Source organism: Streptomyces sp. NPDC050732 (genome assembly GCF_040654255.1).
Taxonomy (GTDB): domain Bacteria; phylum Actinomycetota; class Actinomycetes; order Streptomycetales; family Streptomycetaceae; genus Streptomyces.
Window position 1 is genome coordinate 164,407 of the sequence record NZ_JBFAHP010000013.1, and the last position, 19,458, is coordinate 183,864.

General features: G+C 71.6%; 19 protein-coding genes and 1 riboswitch. Of the genes, 7 read left to right on the forward strand and 12 right to left on the reverse strand.

Annotated features, from left to right (window positions below; translation table 11 throughout):
* Positions 1-7 precede the first annotated feature (7 nt).
* From AB0H82_RS14635 to AB0H82_RS14655, 5 genes are all read right to left on the reverse strand, one after another.
* Positions 8-934 (reverse strand): hypothetical protein, encoded by a 927-nt coding sequence (locus AB0H82_RS14635; RefSeq protein WP_362992461.1) that lies wholly within the window; start codon positions 932-934, stop codon positions 8-10.
* 51 nt (positions 935-985) lie between these two features.
* On the reverse strand, positions 986-1,903 hold the full coding sequence (gene metF, locus AB0H82_RS14640) for a methylenetetrahydrofolate reductase [NAD(P)H] (RefSeq protein ID WP_362992463.1): 918 nt from the start codon (positions 1,901-1,903) through the stop codon (positions 986-988).
* 103 nt (positions 1,904-2,006) lie between these two features.
* Positions 2,007-2,663, reverse strand: coding sequence for a thiamine phosphate synthase (gene thiE / locus AB0H82_RS14645; protein ID WP_362992465.1), 657 nt, complete (start codon positions 2,661-2,663; stop codon positions 2,007-2,009).
* Between the two features lie 43 nt (positions 2,664-2,706).
* Positions 2,707-3,072 carry an Rv2175c family DNA-binding protein gene (locus AB0H82_RS14650; RefSeq protein WP_362992467.1) on the reverse strand — a complete coding sequence of 122 codons (366 nt, stop codon included), beginning with the start codon at positions 3,070-3,072 and terminating at the stop codon, positions 2,707-2,709.
* A gap of 51 nt (positions 3,073-3,123) precedes the next feature.
* Positions 3,124-4,359: an FAD-dependent oxidoreductase gene (locus AB0H82_RS14655; RefSeq protein WP_362992468.1), complete on the reverse strand. Its 1,236-nt coding sequence runs from the start codon at positions 4,357-4,359 to the stop codon at positions 3,124-3,126.
* A gap of 130 nt (positions 4,360-4,489) precedes the next feature.
* Positions 4,490-4,603: riboswitch (TPP riboswitch) on the forward strand.
* On the opposite strand from AB0H82_RS14655, the gene thiO reads away from it, so the two are divergent.
* The 5 genes from thiO to AB0H82_RS14680 all read left to right on the forward strand — a co-directional run bounded on the left by thiO (position 4,601) and on the right by AB0H82_RS14680 (position 9,962).
* Positions 4,601-5,830 (forward strand): glycine oxidase ThiO, encoded by a 1,230-nt coding sequence (thiO, locus tag AB0H82_RS14660; protein ID WP_362992470.1) that lies wholly within the window; start codon positions 4,601-4,603, stop codon positions 5,828-5,830. Its footprint overlaps the riboswitch before it by 3 nt.
* Positions 5,827-6,039, forward strand: a complete 213-nt coding sequence (gene thiS, locus AB0H82_RS14665; RefSeq protein ID WP_362992472.1) for a sulfur carrier protein ThiS — start codon at positions 5,827-5,829, stop codon at positions 6,037-6,039. The genes thiO and thiS overlap by 4 nt, the downstream gene beginning before the upstream one ends.
* Positions 6,040-6,045: 6 nt before the next feature.
* The gene (locus AB0H82_RS14670) at positions 6,046-6,849 is read left to right on the forward strand and encodes a thiazole synthase (RefSeq protein ID WP_362992474.1); all 804 of its coding nucleotides are present in this window, start codon (positions 6,046-6,048) and stop codon (positions 6,847-6,849) included.
* A 174-nt stretch (positions 6,850-7,023) separates the two neighbouring features.
* Complete coding sequence (gene pknB / locus AB0H82_RS14675) at positions 7,024-8,991, forward strand: Stk1 family PASTA domain-containing Ser/Thr kinase (protein ID WP_362992476.1); 1,968 nt, start codon at positions 7,024-7,026, stop codon at positions 8,989-8,991.
* Between the two features lie 86 nt (positions 8,992-9,077).
* The gene (locus AB0H82_RS14680) at positions 9,078-9,962 is read left to right on the forward strand and encodes a deoxyribonuclease IV (protein ID WP_362992478.1); all 885 of its coding nucleotides are present in this window, start codon (positions 9,078-9,080) and stop codon (positions 9,960-9,962) included.
* Positions 9,963-9,975: 13 nt separating this feature from the next.
* On the opposite strand, the gene AB0H82_RS14685 is transcribed toward AB0H82_RS14680, so the two are convergent.
* Positions 9,976-10,608: a sulfite oxidase-like oxidoreductase gene (locus AB0H82_RS14685; RefSeq protein ID WP_362992480.1), complete on the reverse strand. Its 633-nt coding sequence runs from the start codon at positions 10,606-10,608 to the stop codon at positions 9,976-9,978.
* A gap of 165 nt (positions 10,609-10,773) precedes the next feature.
* Between AB0H82_RS14685 and bfr the strand changes: the two genes are divergently transcribed.
* Entirely contained in the window at positions 10,774-11,253 is a 480-nt protein-coding gene (gene bfr / locus AB0H82_RS14690; RefSeq protein ID WP_362992482.1) for a bacterioferritin, read from the forward strand.
* A gap of 11 nt (positions 11,254-11,264) precedes the next feature.
* Here bfr and AB0H82_RS14695 read toward each other — a convergent pair whose 3' ends face one another.
* Both AB0H82_RS14695 and AB0H82_RS14700 read right to left on the reverse strand, forming a co-directional pair.
* Positions 11,265-11,501, reverse strand: a complete 237-nt coding sequence (locus AB0H82_RS14695; RefSeq protein WP_362992534.1) for a (2Fe-2S)-binding protein — start codon at positions 11,499-11,501, stop codon at positions 11,265-11,267.
* Positions 11,502-11,698: 197 nt separating this feature from the next.
* Positions 11,699-13,051, reverse strand: a complete 1,353-nt coding sequence (locus AB0H82_RS14700) for a class II 3-deoxy-7-phosphoheptulonate synthase (RefSeq protein ID WP_362992484.1) — start codon at positions 13,049-13,051, stop codon at positions 11,699-11,701.
* 286 nt (positions 13,052-13,337) lie between these two features.
* Between AB0H82_RS14700 and AB0H82_RS14705 the strand changes: the two genes are divergently transcribed.
* Positions 13,338-15,251, forward strand: a complete 1,914-nt coding sequence (locus AB0H82_RS14705; protein ID WP_362992536.1) for an anthranilate synthase family protein — start codon at positions 13,338-13,340, stop codon at positions 15,249-15,251.
* On the opposite strand, the gene AB0H82_RS14710 is transcribed toward AB0H82_RS14705, so the two are convergent.
* The 4 genes from AB0H82_RS14710 to AB0H82_RS14725 form a co-directional block, all read right to left on the reverse strand.
* Positions 15,194-16,198, reverse strand: a complete 1,005-nt coding sequence (locus AB0H82_RS14710; RefSeq protein ID WP_362992486.1) for a 2-hydroxyacid dehydrogenase — start codon at positions 16,196-16,198, stop codon at positions 15,194-15,196. The genes AB0H82_RS14705 and AB0H82_RS14710 overlap by 58 nt on opposite strands.
* Positions 16,199-16,279: 81 nt before the next feature.
* Entirely contained in the window at positions 16,280-17,317 is a 1,038-nt protein-coding gene (locus tag AB0H82_RS14715) for a 6-phosphofructokinase (protein ID WP_362992488.1), read from the reverse strand.
* Between the two features lie 146 nt (positions 17,318-17,463).
* Positions 17,464-18,117 (reverse strand): response regulator transcription factor, encoded by a 654-nt coding sequence (locus AB0H82_RS14720; protein WP_362992538.1) that lies wholly within the window; start codon positions 18,115-18,117, stop codon positions 17,464-17,466.
* A 68-nt stretch (positions 18,118-18,185) separates the two neighbouring features.
* The gene (locus AB0H82_RS14725) at positions 18,186-19,424 is read right to left on the reverse strand and encodes a DUF5931 domain-containing protein (protein ID WP_362992490.1); all 1,239 of its coding nucleotides are present in this window, start codon (positions 19,422-19,424) and stop codon (positions 18,186-18,188) included.
* Positions 19,425-19,458 lie beyond the last annotated feature (34 nt).

Below are 19,458 nucleotides of genomic sequence, written 5' to 3' on the forward strand. Positions count from 1 at the left end.
TCGTGCCTCAGTAGCGGTACTGCTGCTCGTTGTAGCCCGGCCCGTCGTACCCGGTGTGGCCGCCCTCCTGGTACGGGGGATGCGGCTGCTCGGGCGGCAGTTCGCCGCCGAAGTGCTCGTCGGTGGTGCGCTGCTGCGGCACCCAGACGCCGCCGGGCGGAGTGTCCTCGTACGTACCGCCGAGGGAGCCGCTGTAGGTGTCGCCGCCGTACGGGGCGTACTGCTGCGGGTCGCCGTAGGTGTCGTAGCTCTGGCTCGCGCCGTAGGTCTGCGTGCCGATGTACGGGTCGGAGTAGGCGGCGTACTGCTGCTGGCCGGTCTCGTCGTACGTGTAGTTCTGCTGGGCGTGCTGCTGGTCGTAGCCGGTGTAGGCCGCGGCGTCGTAGCCGTAGCCCTCGCTCTGGTGGGTGTCGCCCGCGCTCGGCGGGGCGTACGGAGCGTCGTCGTACACGCCGTACTGCCCGGTGTCGTCGGGCAGCGGCTCCGGCTCGTATATCCCGGCCGCGGGGACGTCCGGGCCGTGCGCGGGCGGCGGCGGGACCTGGCCGTACTCCAAGTCGGGGACGTCCTGGTCGGAGCCGTCCCGGTCGGAGACCTCCAGGTCGGAGACCCGGAGCGTCGGTTCCCGCACGGCCGTCGCGGCCCGTGCCGGCCGCTTGCGGCGCTTGCTCAGGCCCGGCTGTCCGCCGAGCGCCCAGCCGGTGGAGAAGCCCCGGCGGAACGACATCGTCACGTACGTCTGGCCCGTGGCGAACGCGATGGCGCCGATCCCGATGATCCACACCTCCGGGGTCAGCACGCCGACGACGACGCCGAGGAAGCCCACGAAGGCGAGCAGGCGCCAGCGCAGCCTGGCCTTGTACTGCAGCAGCACCTCGCCGAGCAGCCACAGCGCGACGCATCCGAACGCGATGTAGAGGACCGTCCAGCCCATGTACGCCCCTCTCCCCTGCGGTCGCCGCCCCTCGGGTGCGGGTACGACCGTTCAGGCCTGGTGGTGCAGGCCCAGATTCTCGTAGATCTCCAGCGTCGCCGTGGAGTTGTTCAGCGTGATGAAGTGCAGCCCGGGCACGCCTTCGGCCAGCAACCGCGCGCAGAACTCCGTCGCGAACTCGATGCCAATGGAGCGTACAGCGGCGGGATCGTCCTTGACCGAGAGGATCCGCTCTTTCAGCTCGGCCGGGAACACGGCGTTGCTGAGCTGCGGCAGCCGGTCGAGCTGGCGGACGTTGGTGACCGGCATCATCTCGGGGATGATCGGCGTCTCGCACCCCGCCGCCTCGACGCGGTCGCGCAGCCGCAGGTACTCCTCGGGGTCGAAGAACATCTGCGTGATCGCGTAGTCCGCGCCGGCCCGGCACTTGTCGATGAAGTGCCGGGTGTCGGACTCCCAGTCGGGCGAGCGCGGATGCATCGCGGGGAAGGCGGCGACGCCCACGCAGAAGTCGCCGGACTCCTTGATGAGTTCGACCAGTTCGGCGGCGTAGGTGAGGCCGGCCGGGTGCGCGATCCAGTCGCCGAGCGGGTCGCCGGGCGGGTCGCCGCGGACCGCGAGCATGTTCCGGATCCCGGCGTCCGCGTACTGCCCGATGATGTTGCGCAGCTCGGCCACGGAGTGGTCGACCGCCGTCAGGTGCGCGACGGGCGTCAGGGTCGTGTCGGCGACGATCTGCTGGGTCTCCTTGACCGTGCCGGTGCGCGTCGAACCGCCCGCGCCGTAGGTCACGGAGACGAAGTCCGGGGCGACCGCCTCGACCCGCCGCAGCGCGTTCCAGAGGTTCCGCTCACCCTTCGGGGTTTTCGGAGCGGAGAACTCGAACGAAAATGTCGTTTTCCCGGTCGCGAGCATGTCGCGCACCGTGCGCGCACGGTCAGTCCTGGTCGAAGCTGTGCCTGAGGCCATATGGGCAGGTTAGCCAGGCCGCGACGGTCACCCAACCAGACCTGGGAGATTTAGCCGATTTGCCGCTTTGTTGTCCACGGATCGGACACTTCCGGGTTGTTGCTCAGACAGCCGTACGGAGTCGCTTGGCGAACTCCGCGGCCGCGGCGCCGGGGTCGTCGGCCTCGGTGATCGCCCGCACGACGACGACGCGCCGCGCACCCGCCTCCAGCACCTCGTCCAGGTTGCCCGCGTCGATGCCGCCGATGGCGAACCAGGGCCGGTCCGTGCCGAGCGAGGCCGTGTACCGGACGAGGTCGAGGCCCGGGGCGTGGCGGCCCGGCTTGGTGGGCGTGGGCCAGCACGGCCCCGTGCAGAAGTAGTCCACGCCCTCCTGGACGGCGGCCGCGGCGGCCTCCGACTCGGCGTGCGTGGAGCGGCCGATCAGCACGTCGTCGCTGCCGCCGAGGATGGCGCGGGCCGCGGGGACGGGCAGGTCGCCCTGGCCGAGGTGCAGCACGTCGGCGCCGACGGCGTGCGCGACGTCCGCGCGGTCGTTCACCGCGAAGAGCTTGCCGTGCCGCCGCGCGGCGTCCGCGAAGACCTGGAGGTGCGCCAGCTCCTCGCCGGCCTCCATGCCCTTGTCGCGCAGCTGCACGATGTCGACGCCGCCCGCGAGGACGGCGTCGAGGAACTCGGGGAGGTCCCCCTGGCGCTTGCGGGCGTCCGTGCAGAGATAGAGCCGGGCGTCGGCGAGCCGGTCGCGGTGGTCGGCGGCCATGGAGAAGTCCCCCCGTTGTCGATGATGTACTGGTGTGCTCAGGTCAAACGGCCAGCGCCTGGGCGCGGCGCTTCACCTCCGTGCCGCGATTCTCGCCCAGTGCCTGCACGGGGGTGCCGGGCAGGGTCGGGTCGGGGGTGAAGAGCCACTCCAGCATCTCCTCGTCGGAGAAGCCGTCGTCCCTCAGGAGCGTCAGGGTGCCGGCGAGGCCCTTGACGACCTTGTCGCCGTCGATGAAGGCGGCGGGCACCTGGAGCGCCCGGTTCTCCCCACGGCGTACGGCGATCAGCTGGCCCTCCTTGACCAGCTGGCGCACACGGGTCACCTCGACATCGAGCATTTCCGCGATGTCGGGGAGGTGCAGCCAGGCGGGGACAAGAGCGTCAGTCTTTGCGTCAATCTCGGTCACCGTCCCAGCGTATCTCTGGCCGGTGACACGCACCGGACGGCGGCCGTCCGGCTACCGGACCGCCTTCTTCAGGGGCACCGCCGGATCCGCCGTCAGAGCCGGGTCCAGCCGGGCGCCCGACTCGATCAGCCTGCGCCCCTGGGCCAGGTCCCTGGGGCGGCCCACCGCGAGGACCGCCACCAGGGCGCCCTCCCGCAACCAGCACACCGACCAGGCCACCCCCGACGGGTCGCCGCGCCACACCAGCTCGTCCGCCGATGCGTGGTGGCCCGCGTACTGCACGAAGCGGCCGAACTGCTCCGACCAGAAGTACGGCACGGGGTCGTACGCCGCGGGTGTCTCGCCGATGATGTTCGCCGCCACCGTGCGCGGGCCCTGCAGGGCGTTGTCCCAGTGGTGGACGAGCAGACGCTCGCCGTACCTTCCCGAAGGGAAGGAGGAGCAGTCGCCGACCGCGTACACGTCGGGCGCCGAGGTGCGCAGCCCGTCGTCGGCCACGACCTCCCTGTGGCTGCCCAGCTCGATCCCGGAGCCGGTCAGCCAGGCCGTCGCGGGCCGCGCCCCGATGCCGACGACGACGGCGCCCGCGGGCAGCCGGGTCCCGTCGGACAGGACGACGGTGCCCGGTTCGACACGCTCCACGCGCGCGTGGGTGCGCAGGACCGCTCCGGAGTCCGCGTACCAGCCCGTCATGGGGGCCGCGACCTCTTCGGGCAGCGCCCCGGCGAGCGGCCGTGCGGCGGCCTCGACCACGGTGACGGAACAGCCCGCCTCACGCGCGGCGGTCGCGAACTCCGCGCCGATCCAGCCCGCCCCGACGACCACGATCTCCCGCTGCTCGGCGAGGACAGGGCGCAGCCGCTCGGCGTCGTCCAGGGTGCGCAGCAGGTGGACGCCGGGGACTCCCTCGGTGCCGGGCAGCCGGATCGGTTCGGCGCCGGTCGCGAGGACCAGGACGTCGTACGCGAGGGGGCCGTCGGCGGTGTCCAGCTCGTGGTCGGCGGGGCGCACGCCGGTGACCTCGCGGCCCAGGACCAGCTCGATGCCGAGCGCCTCGAAGTCGATGTCGAAGGCGGAGCCCTCCGCCTTGCCGAGCAGCACCGCCTTGGACAGCGGCGGCCTGTCGTACGGCTGGTGCGGCTCCGCCCCGACGACGGTGACCGGACCGGCGAACCCCTGTTCGCGCAGGGCCACCGCGGTCTGCACCCCGGCCATTCCGGCTCCGACGATGACGACGCGCCGCGCCGCCTGCCGCTGACTTCCGCTCTGCCTCTGCTGCTCGCTCACCCGATCACTGTAGGGCGGCGTGCCGCGGCGCCTTGAGATGGCTGCGGGGAGATCTCTGACACACCGTCACCGCCCATACCCGGACAGCTCCCCTACTGCCACGCGAAGCGACGGGCTAGGGTGGCCGGTGCAGAGCACTCGCGGGAGCCCGGGCGCACCGGGCTGAGAGGGAGGCTGGGACGGCCTCCGACCGTACGAACCTGATCCGGGTCATGCCGGCGAAGGGAGGGGCTGGACGCCCATGCATCCACGTACGCCACCAGCGCGTCCGAGTACGACACCACCATCCGCCACCTCTGACGTCCTCGTCGTCGGAGGCGGCGTCATCGGCCTGGTCACGGCCTGGCGGGCCGCTCAGCGCGGGCTCTCCGTCGCGCTCGTCGACCCCGCGCCGGGCGGGGGCGCCGCGCAGGTCGCCGCGGGCATGCTGGCCGCCGTCACCGAACTCCACTACGGCGAGCAGACGCTGCTCGGCCTCAACGTCGAGTCCGCCCGCCGCTATCCCGCCTTCGCCGCCGAGCTGACCGAGGCGAGCGGACGGGACCTCGGCTATCGCGCGTGCGGCACGCTCGCCGTCGCGCTCGACTCCGACGACCGCGCCCACCTGCGCGAACTGCACGCCCTGCAGCGCCGTTCGGGGTTGGAGTCCGAGTGGCTGAGCGGCCGCGAGTGCCGCCGTCTTGAGCCGATGCTCGCTCCGGGCGTACGGGGCGGGCTGCGGGTCGACGGCGACCACCAGGTCGACCCGCGCCGGCTCGCGGCGGCGCTCGTGGTGGCCTGCGAGCGGGCCGGTGTGGCCTTCCACCGCGCGTGGGCCGAGCGCCTCTCGGTCGTACGCGACCGGGCGCGCGGCGTCGTCCTGGCGGACGGCACCGAGCTGGGCGCGGGCCTGACGGTGCTCGCGGCGGGCAGCCTCAGCGGGCGTCTCGGGGGCGTGCCGGAGGACGTCCTGCCGCCCGTGCGGCCCGTGAAGGGCCAGGTTCTGCGGCTGACGGTGCCGGAGCCGTACGCGCCGTTCCTGAGCCGCACCGTGCGGGCCGTGGTGCGCGGCAGCCACGTCTACCTCGTGCCGCGTGAGAACGGCGAGCTCGTCGTCGGCGCGACCAGCGAGGAGCTCGGCTGGGACACCACGGTGACCGCCGGCGGCGTCTACGAACTCCTGCGGGACGCGCACGAACTGGTCCCCGGCATCACGGAACTGCCGCTGACCGAGACCTGCGCGGGTCTGCGCCCCGGCTCCCCCGACAACGCGCCGCTGCTCGGCCCGACGCGGCTCGCCGGACTCCACCTGGCCACCGGCCACCACCGCAACGGCATCCTCCTGACGCCCCTCACGGGTGACGTCATGGCGCACGCCCTGACCACCGGTGAACTGCCGGACGTGGCGCGTCCGTTCACCCCGCGCCGCTTCGCCGAGCCCTCCCCCGTACCCCCTCCCGCCACGCCGCACTTCACGGAGCAGCACGCATGAGCACGCCCTTCGCCGTTTCCGTCAACGGGGAGGCACGCGACGTGGCCTCGGGCACCACGCTCGAAGCCGTCGTGGCCACCCTCTCCTCGGCGCACTCCGGTGTCGCCGCCGCCGTCAACGAAACCGTCGTCCCGCGCGCGCAGTGGCCCACCACGACGCTCGCCGCCGGCGACCGCGTCGAAATCCTCACCGCCGTCCAGGGAGGCTGAACCACCATGGCAGACGACCCCTTCGTCATCGGCGGGCTCACCCTCTCCTCGCGCCTGATCATGGGCACGGGAGGGGCGCCCAGCCTCGACATCCTGGAGCGGTCCCTGATCGCGTCCGGCACGGAGCTGACCACCGTCGCGATGCGCCGCCTCGACCCGGGCGTGCAGGGTTCCGTGCTCTCCGTCCTCGACCGGCTCGGCATCCGCGTGCTGCCCAACACGGCGGGCTGCTTCACGGCGGGCGAGGCCGTCCTCACGGCCCGGCTCGCCCGCGAGGCGCTCGGCACGGACCTGGTGAAGCTGGAGGTGATCGCCGACGAGCGCACCCTGCTGCCCGATCCCGTCGAGCTCCTGGACGCCGCCGAGACCCTGGTGGACGACGGTTTCACCGTGCTGCCCTACACGAACGACGACCCGGTGCTCGCGCGGAAGCTGGAGGACGTGGGCTGCGCGGCGATCATGCCGCTCGGCTCGCCCATCGGCTCCGGGCTCGGCATCCGCAACCCGCACAACTTCCAGCTGATCGTGGAGCACGCGCGCGTGCCGGTGATTCTCGACGCGGGGGCGGGCACGGCGTCCGACGCGACGATCGCGATGGAGCTGGGGTGCGCGGGTGTGATGCTCGCCTCCGCGGTGACGCGGGCGCAGGAGCCGGTCCTGATGGCCGAGGCCATGCGGCACGGCGTCGAGGCGGGGCGGCTCGCGCACCGGGCCGGGCGGATTCCGCGGCGGCACTTCGCGGAGGCGTCGTCTCCTGCGGAGGGCATGGCCCGGCTGGACCCGGAGCGGCCGGCCTTCGGGGCGCCTTAGGGGGTGCCGGGATCTGTCCGTTCGCGGCTCACCGCCGGTGGGGGCTTGTCGCGCAGTTCCCCGCGCCCCTTACGGGGCGCGGTCGCCCTGGCGCCTGTCACAGCTCGGCTGCAGTAGCGCCATGAGCATGCCCGCCCCGGCCGGGGTGTCGGTGGCTGCTCGTAGACTCCCTCCGTGGACACGACCCTTCAGGACCCGCTCGTCGGGCAGCTGCTCGACAGCCGTTACCGCATCGACGGGCGCATCGCGGTCGGCGGGATGGCCACGGTCTACCGGGCCGTGGACACCCGCCTCGACCGCGTGCTCGCGCTCAAGGTGATGCATCCGACGCTGGCGGCCGACGCCTCCTTCGTCGACCGCTTCATCCGCGAGGCGAAGTCGGTGGCCCGCCTCTCGCATCCGAACGTGGTCGGCGTGTTCGACCAGGGCACGGACGGGTCGTACGTCTACCTCGCGATGGAGTACATCGCGGGCTGCACCCTGCGCGACGTCCTGCGCGAGCGCGGCGCCCTGCAGCCGCGGGCCGCCCTCGACATCCTGGAGCCGGTCCTCGCCGCGCTCGGCGCCGCGCACCGCGCCGGGTTCGTGCACCGCGACATGAAGCCGGAGAACGTCCTCATAGGGGACGACGGCCGGGTGAAGGTCGCCGACTTCGGGCTCGTCCGCGCGGTGGACACCGTCACGAACACCACGGGCACCGTCCTCGGCACCGTCTCGTACCTCGCCCCCGAGCAGATCGAGCACGGCACGGCGGACACCCGCGTGGACGTGTACGCGTGCGGCGTCGTGCTCTACGAGATGCTGACCGGCGCCAAGCCGCACTCCGGGGACTCCCCCGCCCAGGTCCTCTACCAGCACCTGAACGAAGACGTGCCGCCCCCGTCGGCGGCCGTCCCCGGGCTCCCCTTCGCGCTCGACGAGCTGGTCGCCTCCGCCACCGCGCGCACCCCGGACATCCGTCCGTACGACGCGGTGGCCCTCCTCGCGCAGCTCAGGGAGGCGCGGGCCGGCCTGACCGAGGAACAGCTCGACGCGGTGCCGCCGCAGGCGCACCCGACGGACCAGGAGCCCCGCGACATCTCCGGGGACCGCACGAGCGTGATCCCGCGCGCGGCGCGCTCCGTGCAGCTCCCGCTGCCCGCGGAGGGCGGGCCGGCGGAGCGGCAGGCCGAGGACGCGCTGAACCGCACCAGCGTCCTCACGACTCCGCCGCCCGGACCGCCCACCGCAGCCCCGGCCTCCCGGCGGCGGTTCGACCCGCGCCGCCGCACGATCGCGGTCATAGCCGGTGTCCTGCTGGTCCTGGGCCTCGGCACGGGCATCTGGTACATCAATTCCGGCCAGTTCACGGAGGTCCCGCCGCTCCTGGCGAAGACCGAGGCGCAGGCGAAGCAGCGGCTCGACGACACCGGACTTGAGGTGAAGGGCGTCGAGCGCGAGTACAGCGACACGGACAAGCGGGGCACGGTCATGAAGACCGACCCGGCGGTGGGCGACCGCATCCGGCAGAACGACGGGGTGACGCTGACCATCTCGCTGGGCCCCGAGACCGTGAAGGTCCCGAACGTGAAGAACCTCCCGCTGGCCACGGCCAAGAAGGAGCTCAAGAACTCCGGACTCGCGCCGGGCATGGTCACCAAGAGGTTCAGCGAGAACATCGACAAGGGCTCCGTGATCAGCACGGACCCGCGGGCCGGCTTCACCCGCAAGGCGGGCTCGGCCGTCGCCCTGGTCGTCAGCAAGGGCCGCCCGGTCGAGGTCCCCGACGTGACGGGCGAGTCCCAGGCCGAGGCCACCGAGGACCTGGAGGACGCCGGCCTCAAGGTCGAGATCGCCCCGGCGCGGGTCCACTCCGACGAGGACAAGGGCGACGTCGTCAGGCAGTCGCCCGCCGAGAACGAGACGGTCGCGGAGGGTGACACGGTCGAGCTGACGATCTCCAAGGGCCCGCCGATGGTCGAGGTGCCGGACGTCACCGGCATGAGCGTCGACGAGGCCAAGGACGAGCTGGAGGGCGCGGGCTTCGAGGTCGACGAGGACCGCGGTCTCCTCGGCATCTTCGGGGACACCGTGAAGAAGCAGTCGGTGGACGGCGGCGACAAGGCCCCGAAGAACTCGACGATCACCATCACGATCCGCTGAGCCGGGCGCCGGGCCCCGGCCCGGCCCCGCCCCTCTCCTCCCGGACCGTTCGGGAGCATCCACGCGCGCGTGCCACCCTTGACGTCGTGAGCAGCAACAAGTCCCCCAACGCAGTGTCCCGCAATCCCGTCGGCGGCCATGTCCCGGTGGCCGGCGGACTCGCCTCCGTCGGCCTCTCGTACGCCCGTGACCTCGGCGCCGAAGCCGTCCAGGTCTTCGTCGCCAACCCGCGCGGCTGGGCGACCCCGCCCGGCAACCCGAAGCAGGACGAGGCGTTCCGCGCGGCCTGTGCCGACGGGAACATCCCGGCGTACGTCCACGCGCCCTACCTCATCAACTTCGGCTCGCACACCGAGGCGACCGTCGAGAAGTCCGTGGAGTCCCTGCGCCACTCGCTGCGCAGGGCCCGCGAGATCGGCGCGCTCGGCGTCGTCGTGCACACCGGCTCGGCGACCGGCGGCCGGGACCGGGCGGTCGCCCTGCGGCAGGTGCGCGACCGGATGCTGCCGCTCCTCGACGAGCTGACGCACGACGACGACCCGTTCCTGCTCCTGGAGTCGACGGCGGGCCAGGGCGCCTCGCTCTGCTCACGCACCTGGGACTTCGGCCCGTACTTCGAGGCGCTGGACTCCCACCCCAAGCTGGGCATCTGCCTGGACACCTGCCACATCTACGCGGCGGGCCACGACCTGACGGGTCCGGGCGGCATGAAGCAGACCCTGGACCTCCTGGTGGACACGGTCGGCGAGGGCCGCCTGAAGCTCGTGCACGCCAACGACTCCAAGGACGTCGTCGGCGCCCACAAGGACCGCCACGAGAACATCGGCACCGGCCACATCGGCGAGGAGCCCTTCCGCGAGCTGATGCTCCACCCGGCCACCGAGGGCGTACCGCTGGTCATCGAGACGCCCGGCGGCAAGGAGGGGCACGCGGCGGACGTGGCACGCCTGAAGGCGCTCCGAGGCGTGTAGCACCCCGGCCGGGCTAGAACTCGGGGCCGTCCCCGGGCTCCTCCTGGTATGAGTAGCGCTGTTCCCGCCAGGGGTCGCCGAGGTTGTGGTAGCCGCGCTCCTCCCAGAAGCCGCGGCGGTCGGCGGTCATGTACTCGATGCCGCGGACCCACTTGGGGCCCTTCCACGCGTACAGGTGGGGGACCACGAGCCGGAGCGGGAAGCCGTGCTCGGCGGTGAGCAGTTCGCCGCCTTTGTGAGTGGCGAAAATTGTGCGGTCGGAGGCGAAGTCCGCCATCCGCAGATTCGAGCTGAAGCCGTACTCGGCCCAGACCATCACATGGGTGGCGTTCGGCGCGGGCGGGGCGATCTCCAGGAGCGTGCGGGCCGGTACCCCGCCCCACTCGGCGCCGAGCATGCTGAACTTCGTGACGCAGTGCAGGTCGGCGACGACGGTGGCGTACGGCAGGGCGGAGAATTCCTCGTGCGTCCAGCAGTGCTTCGCACCGTCGGCGGTGGCTCCGAAAACCCTGAACTCCCAGCGCTCGGGACGGAACTTCGGCACCGGTCCGTAGTGCGTGACCGGCCAGCCGCGCTGCAGCCGCTGACCCGGCGGAAGCTCCGGCTCCGCCGCCTGTCGAGATGCGCGTTCCGCCGGCTGACCCATGACTCCATCCTGACAGACCCGGGGCGGTGGACGTGACCAGACGAAGTCTGACAGATACGGATTCGGGCAACTCCTACTAAGCGTGCACTTACTGGACGCCCTCCGAACACCGGTGCAAAGATGCGCGCTACCTGCCCAGTCAACCGCGTGGAAGGAGCCTCTGCGATGCAGGGCGACCCCGAGGTCATTGAATTTCTCAACGAGCAGCTGACCGCCGAACTGACGGCGATCAACCAGTACTTTCTCCACGCCAAGATGCAGGAGAACTTCGGCTGGACGAAGCTCGCGAAGTACACCCGGTCCGAGTCGTTCGACGAGATGAAGCACGCGGAGGTGCTGACCGACCGGATTCTGTTCCTCGACGGTCTGCCCAACTACCAGCGGCTCTTCCACGTCCGGGTGGGCCAGACGGTCACCGAGATGTTCCAGGCGGACCGGCAGGTCGAGGTGGAGGCGATCGACCGCCTCAAGCGCGGCATCGAGGTGATGCGCGCCAAGGGCGACATCACGTCCGCGAACATCTTCGAGTCGATCCTCGCCGACGAGGAGCACCACATCGACTATCTGGACACCCAGCTGGAGCTCGTCGAGAAGCTGGGCGAGCCGCTCTACCTGGCGCAGCTCATCGAGCAGCCGGAGAGCTAGGCGGCCTCCTGCTAGGCAGCCTGCTGGGCGGTCCCGTCGAGGCCGGAGAGGACCGGCTCTCCCTGGTCCGCCAGCTCACGGCGGGGGCACGCGCCCCGGCCGAGCAGCGCCTGGATGCGTCGTACGCACGAACCACAGTCCGTGCCCGCCTTGCAGGCCGAGGCTATCTGGCGGGGGGTGCAGGCCCCGTCCGCCGCGTGCTTCTTCACCTGCGCCTCGGTGACCCCGAAGCAGTTGCAGACGTACACGCGGTTCACCTCCCGGACAGGACAGACAGGACGGACAGGACTCATCGACAGCGCCGTCCCGATTGATCGGTGAGGCTAACCTAACCTTACCCATGTCTCCGGGCCCACAAAAGCCCCGGATACGCCGGTGGGGCACGGATCACATGGATCCGTGCCCCACTCGTGCGTACAGCCGTACAGCCGTGCAGCCTCAAGGCCTACTGGTCGCGGTACATCTCCGCCACCAGGAACGCCAGGTCGAGCGACTGGCTGCGGTTGAGCCGCGGGTCGCAGGCGGTCTCGTAGCGCTGGTGGAGGTCGTCGACGAAGATCTCGTCGCCGCCGCCCACGCACTCGGTGACGTCGTCACCGGTGAGCTCGACGTGGATGCCGCCCGGGTGGGTGCCGAGGGCCTTGTGGACCTCGAAGAAGCCCTTGACCTCGTCGAGCACGTCGTCGAAGCGGCGGGTCTTGTGACCGGAGGCCGCCTCGTACGTGTTGCCGTGCATCGGGTCGGTGATCCAGGCGACGGTCGCGCCGGAGGCGGTGACCTTCTCGACCAGCTCGGGCAGCTTGTCGCGGACCTTGTCGGCGCCCATGCGGACGATGAAGGTCAGCCGGCCGGGCTCGCGGTCGGGGTCGAGGCGCTCGATGTACTGCAGCGCCTCCTCGGCCGTGGTGGTCGGGCCGAGTTTGACGCCGACGGGGTTGCGCACCTGGGAGGCGAACTCGATGTGCGCGTGGTCCAGTTGGCGGGTGCGCTCACCGATCCAGACCATGTGGCCCGAGGTGTCGTACAGCCGGCCGGTGCGGGAGTCGACGCGGGTCAGCGCCGATTCGTAGTCGAGCAGCAGCGCCTCGTGGGAGGCGTAGAACTCGACGGTCTTGAACTCCTCCGGGTCGGTGCCGCAGGCGCGCATGAAGTTGAGCGCGTTGTCGATCTCGCGGGCCAGCTGCTCGTACCGCTGGCCGGACGGGGACGACTTCACGAAGTCCTGGTTCCAGGCGTGCACCTGGCGCAGGTCGGCGTAACCACCCGTGGTGAAGGCGCGGACCAGGTTGAGCGTGGACGCGGAGGCGTTGTACATCCGCTTCAGGCGCTCGGGGTCCGGGATGCGGGCCTCTTCGGTGAAGTCGAAGCCGTTGACGGAGTCGCCCCGGTAGGTCGGGAGCGTGACGCCGTCGCGGGTCTCGGTCGGCTTGGAGCGCGGCTTGGAGTACTGCCCCGCGATGCGGCCCACCTTCACGACGGGAACGGACGCCGCGTACGTGAGGACGGCGCCCATCTGGAGCAGCGTCTTCAGCTTGTTCCGGATGTGGTCGGCGGACACCGCGTCGAAGGCCTCGGCGCAGTCGCCGCCCTGGAGCAGGAACGCCTCTCCCTTGGCGACGGACGCCAGTCGGGCGCGCAGCTGGTCGCACTCGCCCGCGAAGACGAGCGGCGGATACGATTCGAGGTCCGCGATCACATCGCGCAGAGCCTCGGCATCGGGGTACTCGGGCTGCTGCGCCGCGGGCAGGTTTCGCCAGGTGTTGCCACCGGTAGCGGTGGTCTTAGCGTTCACGGTCACCTCGTCAACATTACGTGGTGCAGCGCGCCGTCCATCCCCCCGCTCACGAAGTGAGACGGAGCCGACACGGTGGAGTGATCGGATGCGCTAGGGTGCCGGACATGCACGCGCAGACGACGACTCGTAACTGGTGGTGGCCCGCTCATCCGGCGGCCCACTGACTGCGCGTATCCACAGACTCGCGAAGGCCGCCCGAGGGGCGGCCTTCAGTGTTTTCCGGACTCCCGGGGCCGGGCCGTTCCTCTCCGAGTGAGAAGGAACCCTTCCCATGCACCCCACGCACCCTATGCACCTCACCGACCTCCTGTCCGACGACCGTCCCTTCGCCCTGCTGCGCCGCCGCACGCCGGGCCGCGACCACGACACGGTCGAGGTCCTGATCGGCCCGACGGGAACGTACGAACGACTCGCGGACATCCCCGAGGGTCTCGCGCTCGTGCCCTTCCGGCAGATCAGGGAGCGCGGCTTCGACGTCCGCGACGACGGCACGCCGCTCACCGTCCTCACGCCCGAGGAGACGTACGACATCCCGCTCGACGTGGCTCTCCGGGCGCTTCCCGCGCACGACGTGCGGGTCGAGGGCGGGGCCTTCGACGTGGACGACGCCGCCTACGCGGACATCGTGGGGCGTGTCCTGCGCGAGGAGATCGGCCGGGGCGAGGGCGCCAACTTCGTCATCCGTCGCACGTACGAGGGTGAGATCCCCGGCTTCGACAGGGCCGACGCCCTCGCGCTCTTCCGGCGGCTGCTCGTGGGCGAGCGGGGCGCGTACTGGACGTACGTCGTGCACACCGGGGACCGCACGCTCGTCGGGGCCAGCCCCGAGGTGCACGTGCGGATGTCCGGCGGGACCGTCGTCATGAACCCGATCAGCGGCACCTACCGCTACCCGGCCGAGGGGCCAACGCCGGACGACCTGCTCGCCTTCCTCTCCGACGGCAAGGAGATCGAGGAGCTCTCGATGGTCGTCGACGAGGAGCTGAAGATGATGTGCACCGTCGGCGACATGGGCGGCGTCGTGATCGGGCCGCGTCTGAAGGAGATGGCCCATCTCGCGCACACCGAGTACGAGCTGCGCGGCAAGTCGTCGCTGGACGTGCGGGAGGTCCTGAAGGAGACGATGTTCGCGGCGACCGTCACCGGGTCGCCCGTGCAGAACGCCTGCCGCGTCATCGAGCGGCACGAAGCCGGCGGCCGGGGCTATTACGCGGGCGCCCTCGCCCTCATCGGCAGGTCCGCAGGGAGCGGTGGGCGGGAAGGGGGCTTCGGCGCGCAGACCCTGGACTCCCCCATCCTGATCCGCACCGCCGACATCTCCCCGGCCGGGCGGCTGCGGGTACCGGTGGGCGCCACGCTGGTACGCGGCTCCGACCCCATGGGCGAGGTCGCCGAGACGCACGCGAAGGCCGCCGGAGTGCTGGCCGCGCTGGGCGTGCGCCCCGGGCGTCCGCACGAGGAGAGCGCGCGGCCCGCCCTCGCCGACGATCCGCGGGTGCGGGCGGCGCTGGACGGCCGGCGCGCCTCGCTCGCGCCGTTCTGGCTGCGGATGCAGGAGCCCGCGAGCGAGCTGGCCGGCCACGCGCTCGTCGTGGACGGCGAGGACACCTTCACCGCGATGCTCGCGCACGTCCTGCGCTCCTCGGGCCTGCGGGTGTCGGTCCGGCGCTACGACGAGGAGGGGCTGCGGGAGACGGTGCTCGCGCACGAGGGGCCCGTCGTGCTCGGCCCAGGGCCCGGCGACCCGTCCGACCTCACCGACCCGAAGATGCGGTTGCTGCGCTCGCTGGCGGCCGAGGCGATCCGCGGCCACGAGTACGGCGTGCTCGGCGTCTGCCTGGGGCACGAGCTGATCGCCGCCGAGCTGGGCCTGGAGATCGTGCGGAAGGAGGTGCCGTACCAGGGCGCGCAGACGGGCATCGACCTGTTCGGGCGGCCCGAGACCGTCGGCTTCTACAACAGCTTCGTGGCGCGCTGCGACGACGGGTCCGCGGCGGAGCTGGCCGCACACGGCGTGGAGGTCAGCGGGGACGGGACGAGCGGCGAGGTGCACGCGCTGCGCGGGCCTGGCTTCGCGGGCGTGCAGTTCCACCCGGAGTCGGTGCTGACGCTGCGCGGCACCGCGATCGTGCGGGAGCTGCTCGGTCAGCTGCTGCCCGCCGCGGGGACCAGGACGTTCTCGGAGCGGCGGCCCGCCAGGTAGTCCAGGACGTTGTGCACCGTGGTGTCGATGATCTGGCCCACCGCGTCCGCGGTGTAGTAGGCCTGGTGGGAGGTGACCACGACGTTCGGGAACGTGACGAGGCGGGCCAGCGTGTCGTCCTCGACGACCTCCAGGGACTTGTCGAGGAAGAAGAGTCCCGCCTCCGCCTCGTACACGTCCAGGCCCACCCCCGTGAAGCGTCCCGCGCGCAACTCCCCGACCAGGGCGTCGGTGTCGATCAGGCCGCCGCGGCTGGAGTTCACCAGGATCGCGTCGTCCTTCATCGTCCGCAGCGCCTCGGCGTCGATGATGTGCTGGGTGGCCGGGAGCAGCGGCACGTGCAGGGAGACGAGGTCCGCCTCGGCGAGGAGTTCGTCCTTCGTCACGTACTCCATGCCGAGCTCGGCGCAGGCGGGGTTCTCGGCGACGTCCCAGCCGAGCAGCCGCATGCCGAAGCCGTGCGCGATGCGGGTGAACGCCTCGCCGATCTTGCCGGTGCCGAGCACGCCGACCGTGCGGCCCCGCAGGTCGCGGCCCATCAGGCCGTCGAGGCGGAAGTCGAAGTCGCGGGTGCGGTTGCTGGCGCGGACGATGCGGCGGTTGACGGCCATCGCCAGGGTCCAGGCGAACTCGGCCACGGAGTAGGGCGAGTAGGACGAGACGCGGGCGACGGTCAGGCCGAGCCGTTCGGCGACCGGCAGGTCGATGTTGTTGAACCCGGTGGAGCGCTGGGCGATCATCCGGGTCCCGCCGGCGGCGAGGGTCTGGAGGACCCGGTTGTCGAGGGTGGCGTTGACGCTGGAGGAGATGATCTCGTAGCCGGCGGCGATCGGGGCGGTGTCCTCGTTCAGGAACACGTCGAGGCAGCGGATGTCGTGGTGCCCCTCGAAGGCCTTCTCCATCAGCGGCTTTTCATCGGACTGCACGCCAAATGCGAGAATTTCCATGGTTGTGAGTCTATTGACCGGTTTCCGGGACGGCACCGCGGGGGGGGCCGTCCCGGACGCGTCAGGGCCGCCCTCCCCGGGTCAGCCGAAGAACACCCCCACCTCCGCGTACAGCGCCGGGTCCACCGTCTTGAGGCGGGCCGTCGCCTCCGCGATCGGTACGCGGACGATGTCCGTGCCCTTGAGGGCGACCATCTTGCCGAAGTCGCCGTCCCGGACGGCCTCGATCGCGTGCAGGCCGAAGCGGGTGGCGAGCCAGCGGTCGAAGGCGCTCGGGGTGCCGCCGCGCTGGACGTGGCCGAGGACCGTGGTGCGCGCCTCCTTGCCGGTGCGCCCCTCGATCTCCTTGGCCAGCCACTCGCCGACCCCGGAGAGCCGGACGTGCCCGAAGGAGTCCTGCGTCCCGTCCTTGAGGACCATCTCGCCGTCCTTGGGCATCGCGCCCTCCGCGACGACGACGATGGGGGCGTACGACGCCTTGAACCGCGAGGTCACCCAGGCGCAGACCTGGTCGACGTCGAAGCGCTGCTCGGGGATGAGGATGACGTTGGCGCCGCCCGCGAGGCCCGAGTGCAGGGCGATCCAGCCCGCGTGGCGGCCCATGACCTCGACGACGAGGACGCGCATGTGCGACTCGGCGGTGGTGTGCAGGCGGTCGATCGCCTCGGTCGCGATGCCGACGGCCGTGTCGAAGCCGAAGGTGTAGTCGGTGGCGGAGAGGTCGTTGTCGATGGTCTTCGGGACACCGACGACCGGGACGCCGTACTCGTCGGTGAGGCGCGCGGCGACGCCGAGGGTGTCCTCGCCGCCGATCGCGATGAGGGAGTCGACCTCGTGCTTGGCGAGGTTCTCCTTGATGCGGCGCACGCCGTTCTCCACCTTGAACGGGTTGGTGCGCGAGGAGCCGAGGATGGTGCCGCCGCGCGGCAGGATGCCGCGGACCGCCGGGATGTCGAGCGGGACGGTGTCGCCCTCCAGCGGCCCGCGCCAGCCGTCCCGGAACCCGACGAAGTCGTAGTCGTACTCCTGCACGCCCTTGCGGACGACGCCGCGGATGACCGCGTTGAGCCCGGGGCAGTCGCCGCCGCCGGTCAGTACGCCAATTTTCTTGGCCCCCATGGAACAGTCCCTTCGCCTCAGTGACCTGATGCGAGTCACGCTAATGGTGATCCAGGTCACTCAGGGACGGTGCGAATGGTCAATTCCTTTGCTGTGCAGGGGAGTTGATCAAGCGCTTTCACCCGTACGAGGGGTTGTACGAGGGGTCACGCATGGTCGGGCCTGTCGATGCCGCGCTCTATCGCGTACCGCACGAGCTCCACCCTGTTGTGCAGCTGGAGCTTGCCCAGGGTGTTCTGGACGTGGTTCTGCACGGTGCGGTGCGAGATGACCAGGCGCTCGGCGATCTGCTTGTAGCTCAGGCCCTTGGCGACCAGGCGCAGGACCTCCGTCTCGCGGTCGGTGAGCTGCGGGGCCTTCGGGTCGTCCGGGGTGCCGGCCGCGGGCTCGGTGGCCAGCCTGCGGTACTCGCCGAGGACGAGGCCCGCGAGGCCCGGGGTGAAGACCGCGTCGCCGACCGCCGTGCGGCGCACCGCGTCGATCAGCTCCTCCGTGGACGCCGACTTCAGGAGATAGCCGGTGGCGCCGGACTTGACCGCCTCCAGGACGTCCGCGTGCTCGCCGCTCGCGGAGAGGACGAGGACGCGCAGCGCCGGGTTGGCGCCGACCAGCTCCTTGCAGACCTGCACGCCCGGCTTCAGGGGGAGGTTCAGGTCGAGGACCAGGACGTCGGGCGCCACCGCCCGGGCGCGGCGGACGGCCTGCTCGCCGTCGCCCGCGGTGGCGACCACGTCGAGGCCCGCCTCGGCGAGGTCACGGGCGACGGCGTCGCGCCACATGGGGTGGTCGTCGACGACCATGACCTTGATCGTGCCGACCGCCGGCCCGTCCCCCGCGGTGGCCGGTTCCTGCCGTTGCTGCTGCTCGTTCATCTCGCCTTTCCTGCCTTCCCCCGGGTGTCCCGCGCCTCTTCGCGCGGCACTTTCAGTTCCACTTCCGTCCCCTGGCCCGGCACCGAGATCAGCTCGGCCGTGCCGCCGATGTCCCGCAGCCGCCCCCGGATCGACAGGGCCACGCCCATGCGCCCCTCCCCCTCGGCCTCCGCGAGCCGGCCCTCCGGGATGCCGGGGCCGTCGTCCCTGACGGTCACGATCACCCCGTCCGGCTCGTCCTCGACCAGGATCCAGGCGTGCGCGTCCGGTCCCGCGTGGACGCGGACATTGTCCAGGGCGGCACCGACGGCGGCCGCCAGCTCCTTCGCGGCCCGCGGCGCGAGGAGGACCGGCGCCCCGGGTTCGGAGAGCGTCACCTTCGCCCCCGCGTGCCGGGCGAGGAGCGGGCGCAGGTCGCGGGGCCCGTCGTCGTCCGGCTCGTCGGGCACCTCGACGGCGCGGACGACGGCGCCCTGCGCGAGGTCCTCCGACGCGTACGAGGCGGGGGCCATGCCGCCCGCGACCAGGGTCCGCAGGGCGACCTCCTGCTCGCCCGCGAGACGGCCGAGCTCCGCGGCCTCGCCGCCGATGGCGGTGCCGCGGCGCTGCACCATGGCGAGGACCTGGAGGACGCTGTCGTGGATGTCGCGGGCGAGCCGTTCGCGCTCGCGGGTCGCGGCCTCGATCTCCAGGGCGCGGGCCAGGGTGCGCTCGGAGGCGCGGGCCAGCTCCACGACGTAGCCGATGGCGATGGAGGCGATGCAGACCAGCAGGACGTTGTGCACGGTGTCGCGGCTGAACGCGCCGCGCTGCACCACGTTGGCGACGCCCACCAGCAGGGACGCCGAGGCCGCCCAGCGCCAGCCGCCCTTGATCGCGAAGGCGAGGACGGAGCCCGCCGTCCATATGGAGGGCAGCGTCGGGCCGCCGTCGACGATCCGCTGCTGCGAGTCGGCGAGCGGCGTGAGCAGGATGCCGACGATCGCGACGGTCAGGTCCGCGACGAGGAACCGCTTGGTGCAGCTCGCCGCGTTCGCGACGCGGGGCAGGGTGGCGAGGGTCCAGGAGGCGAGCACCGCGTAGTAGGCGACGGCCAGCCAGGGCCGGTCCAGCTTCTCGTGTGCCGCGCCGAAGAGGCCGATCGCGTACAGCATCGTCAGCACGCGGTACGCGGTGAGCGCGCGCCACAGCGGCTGCTCGACCGACATCCTCATGACTTTCTCGCGCTCGGCCATGTCCCCCGCCCCCCCCGTGTGCCCCACCCCTGAA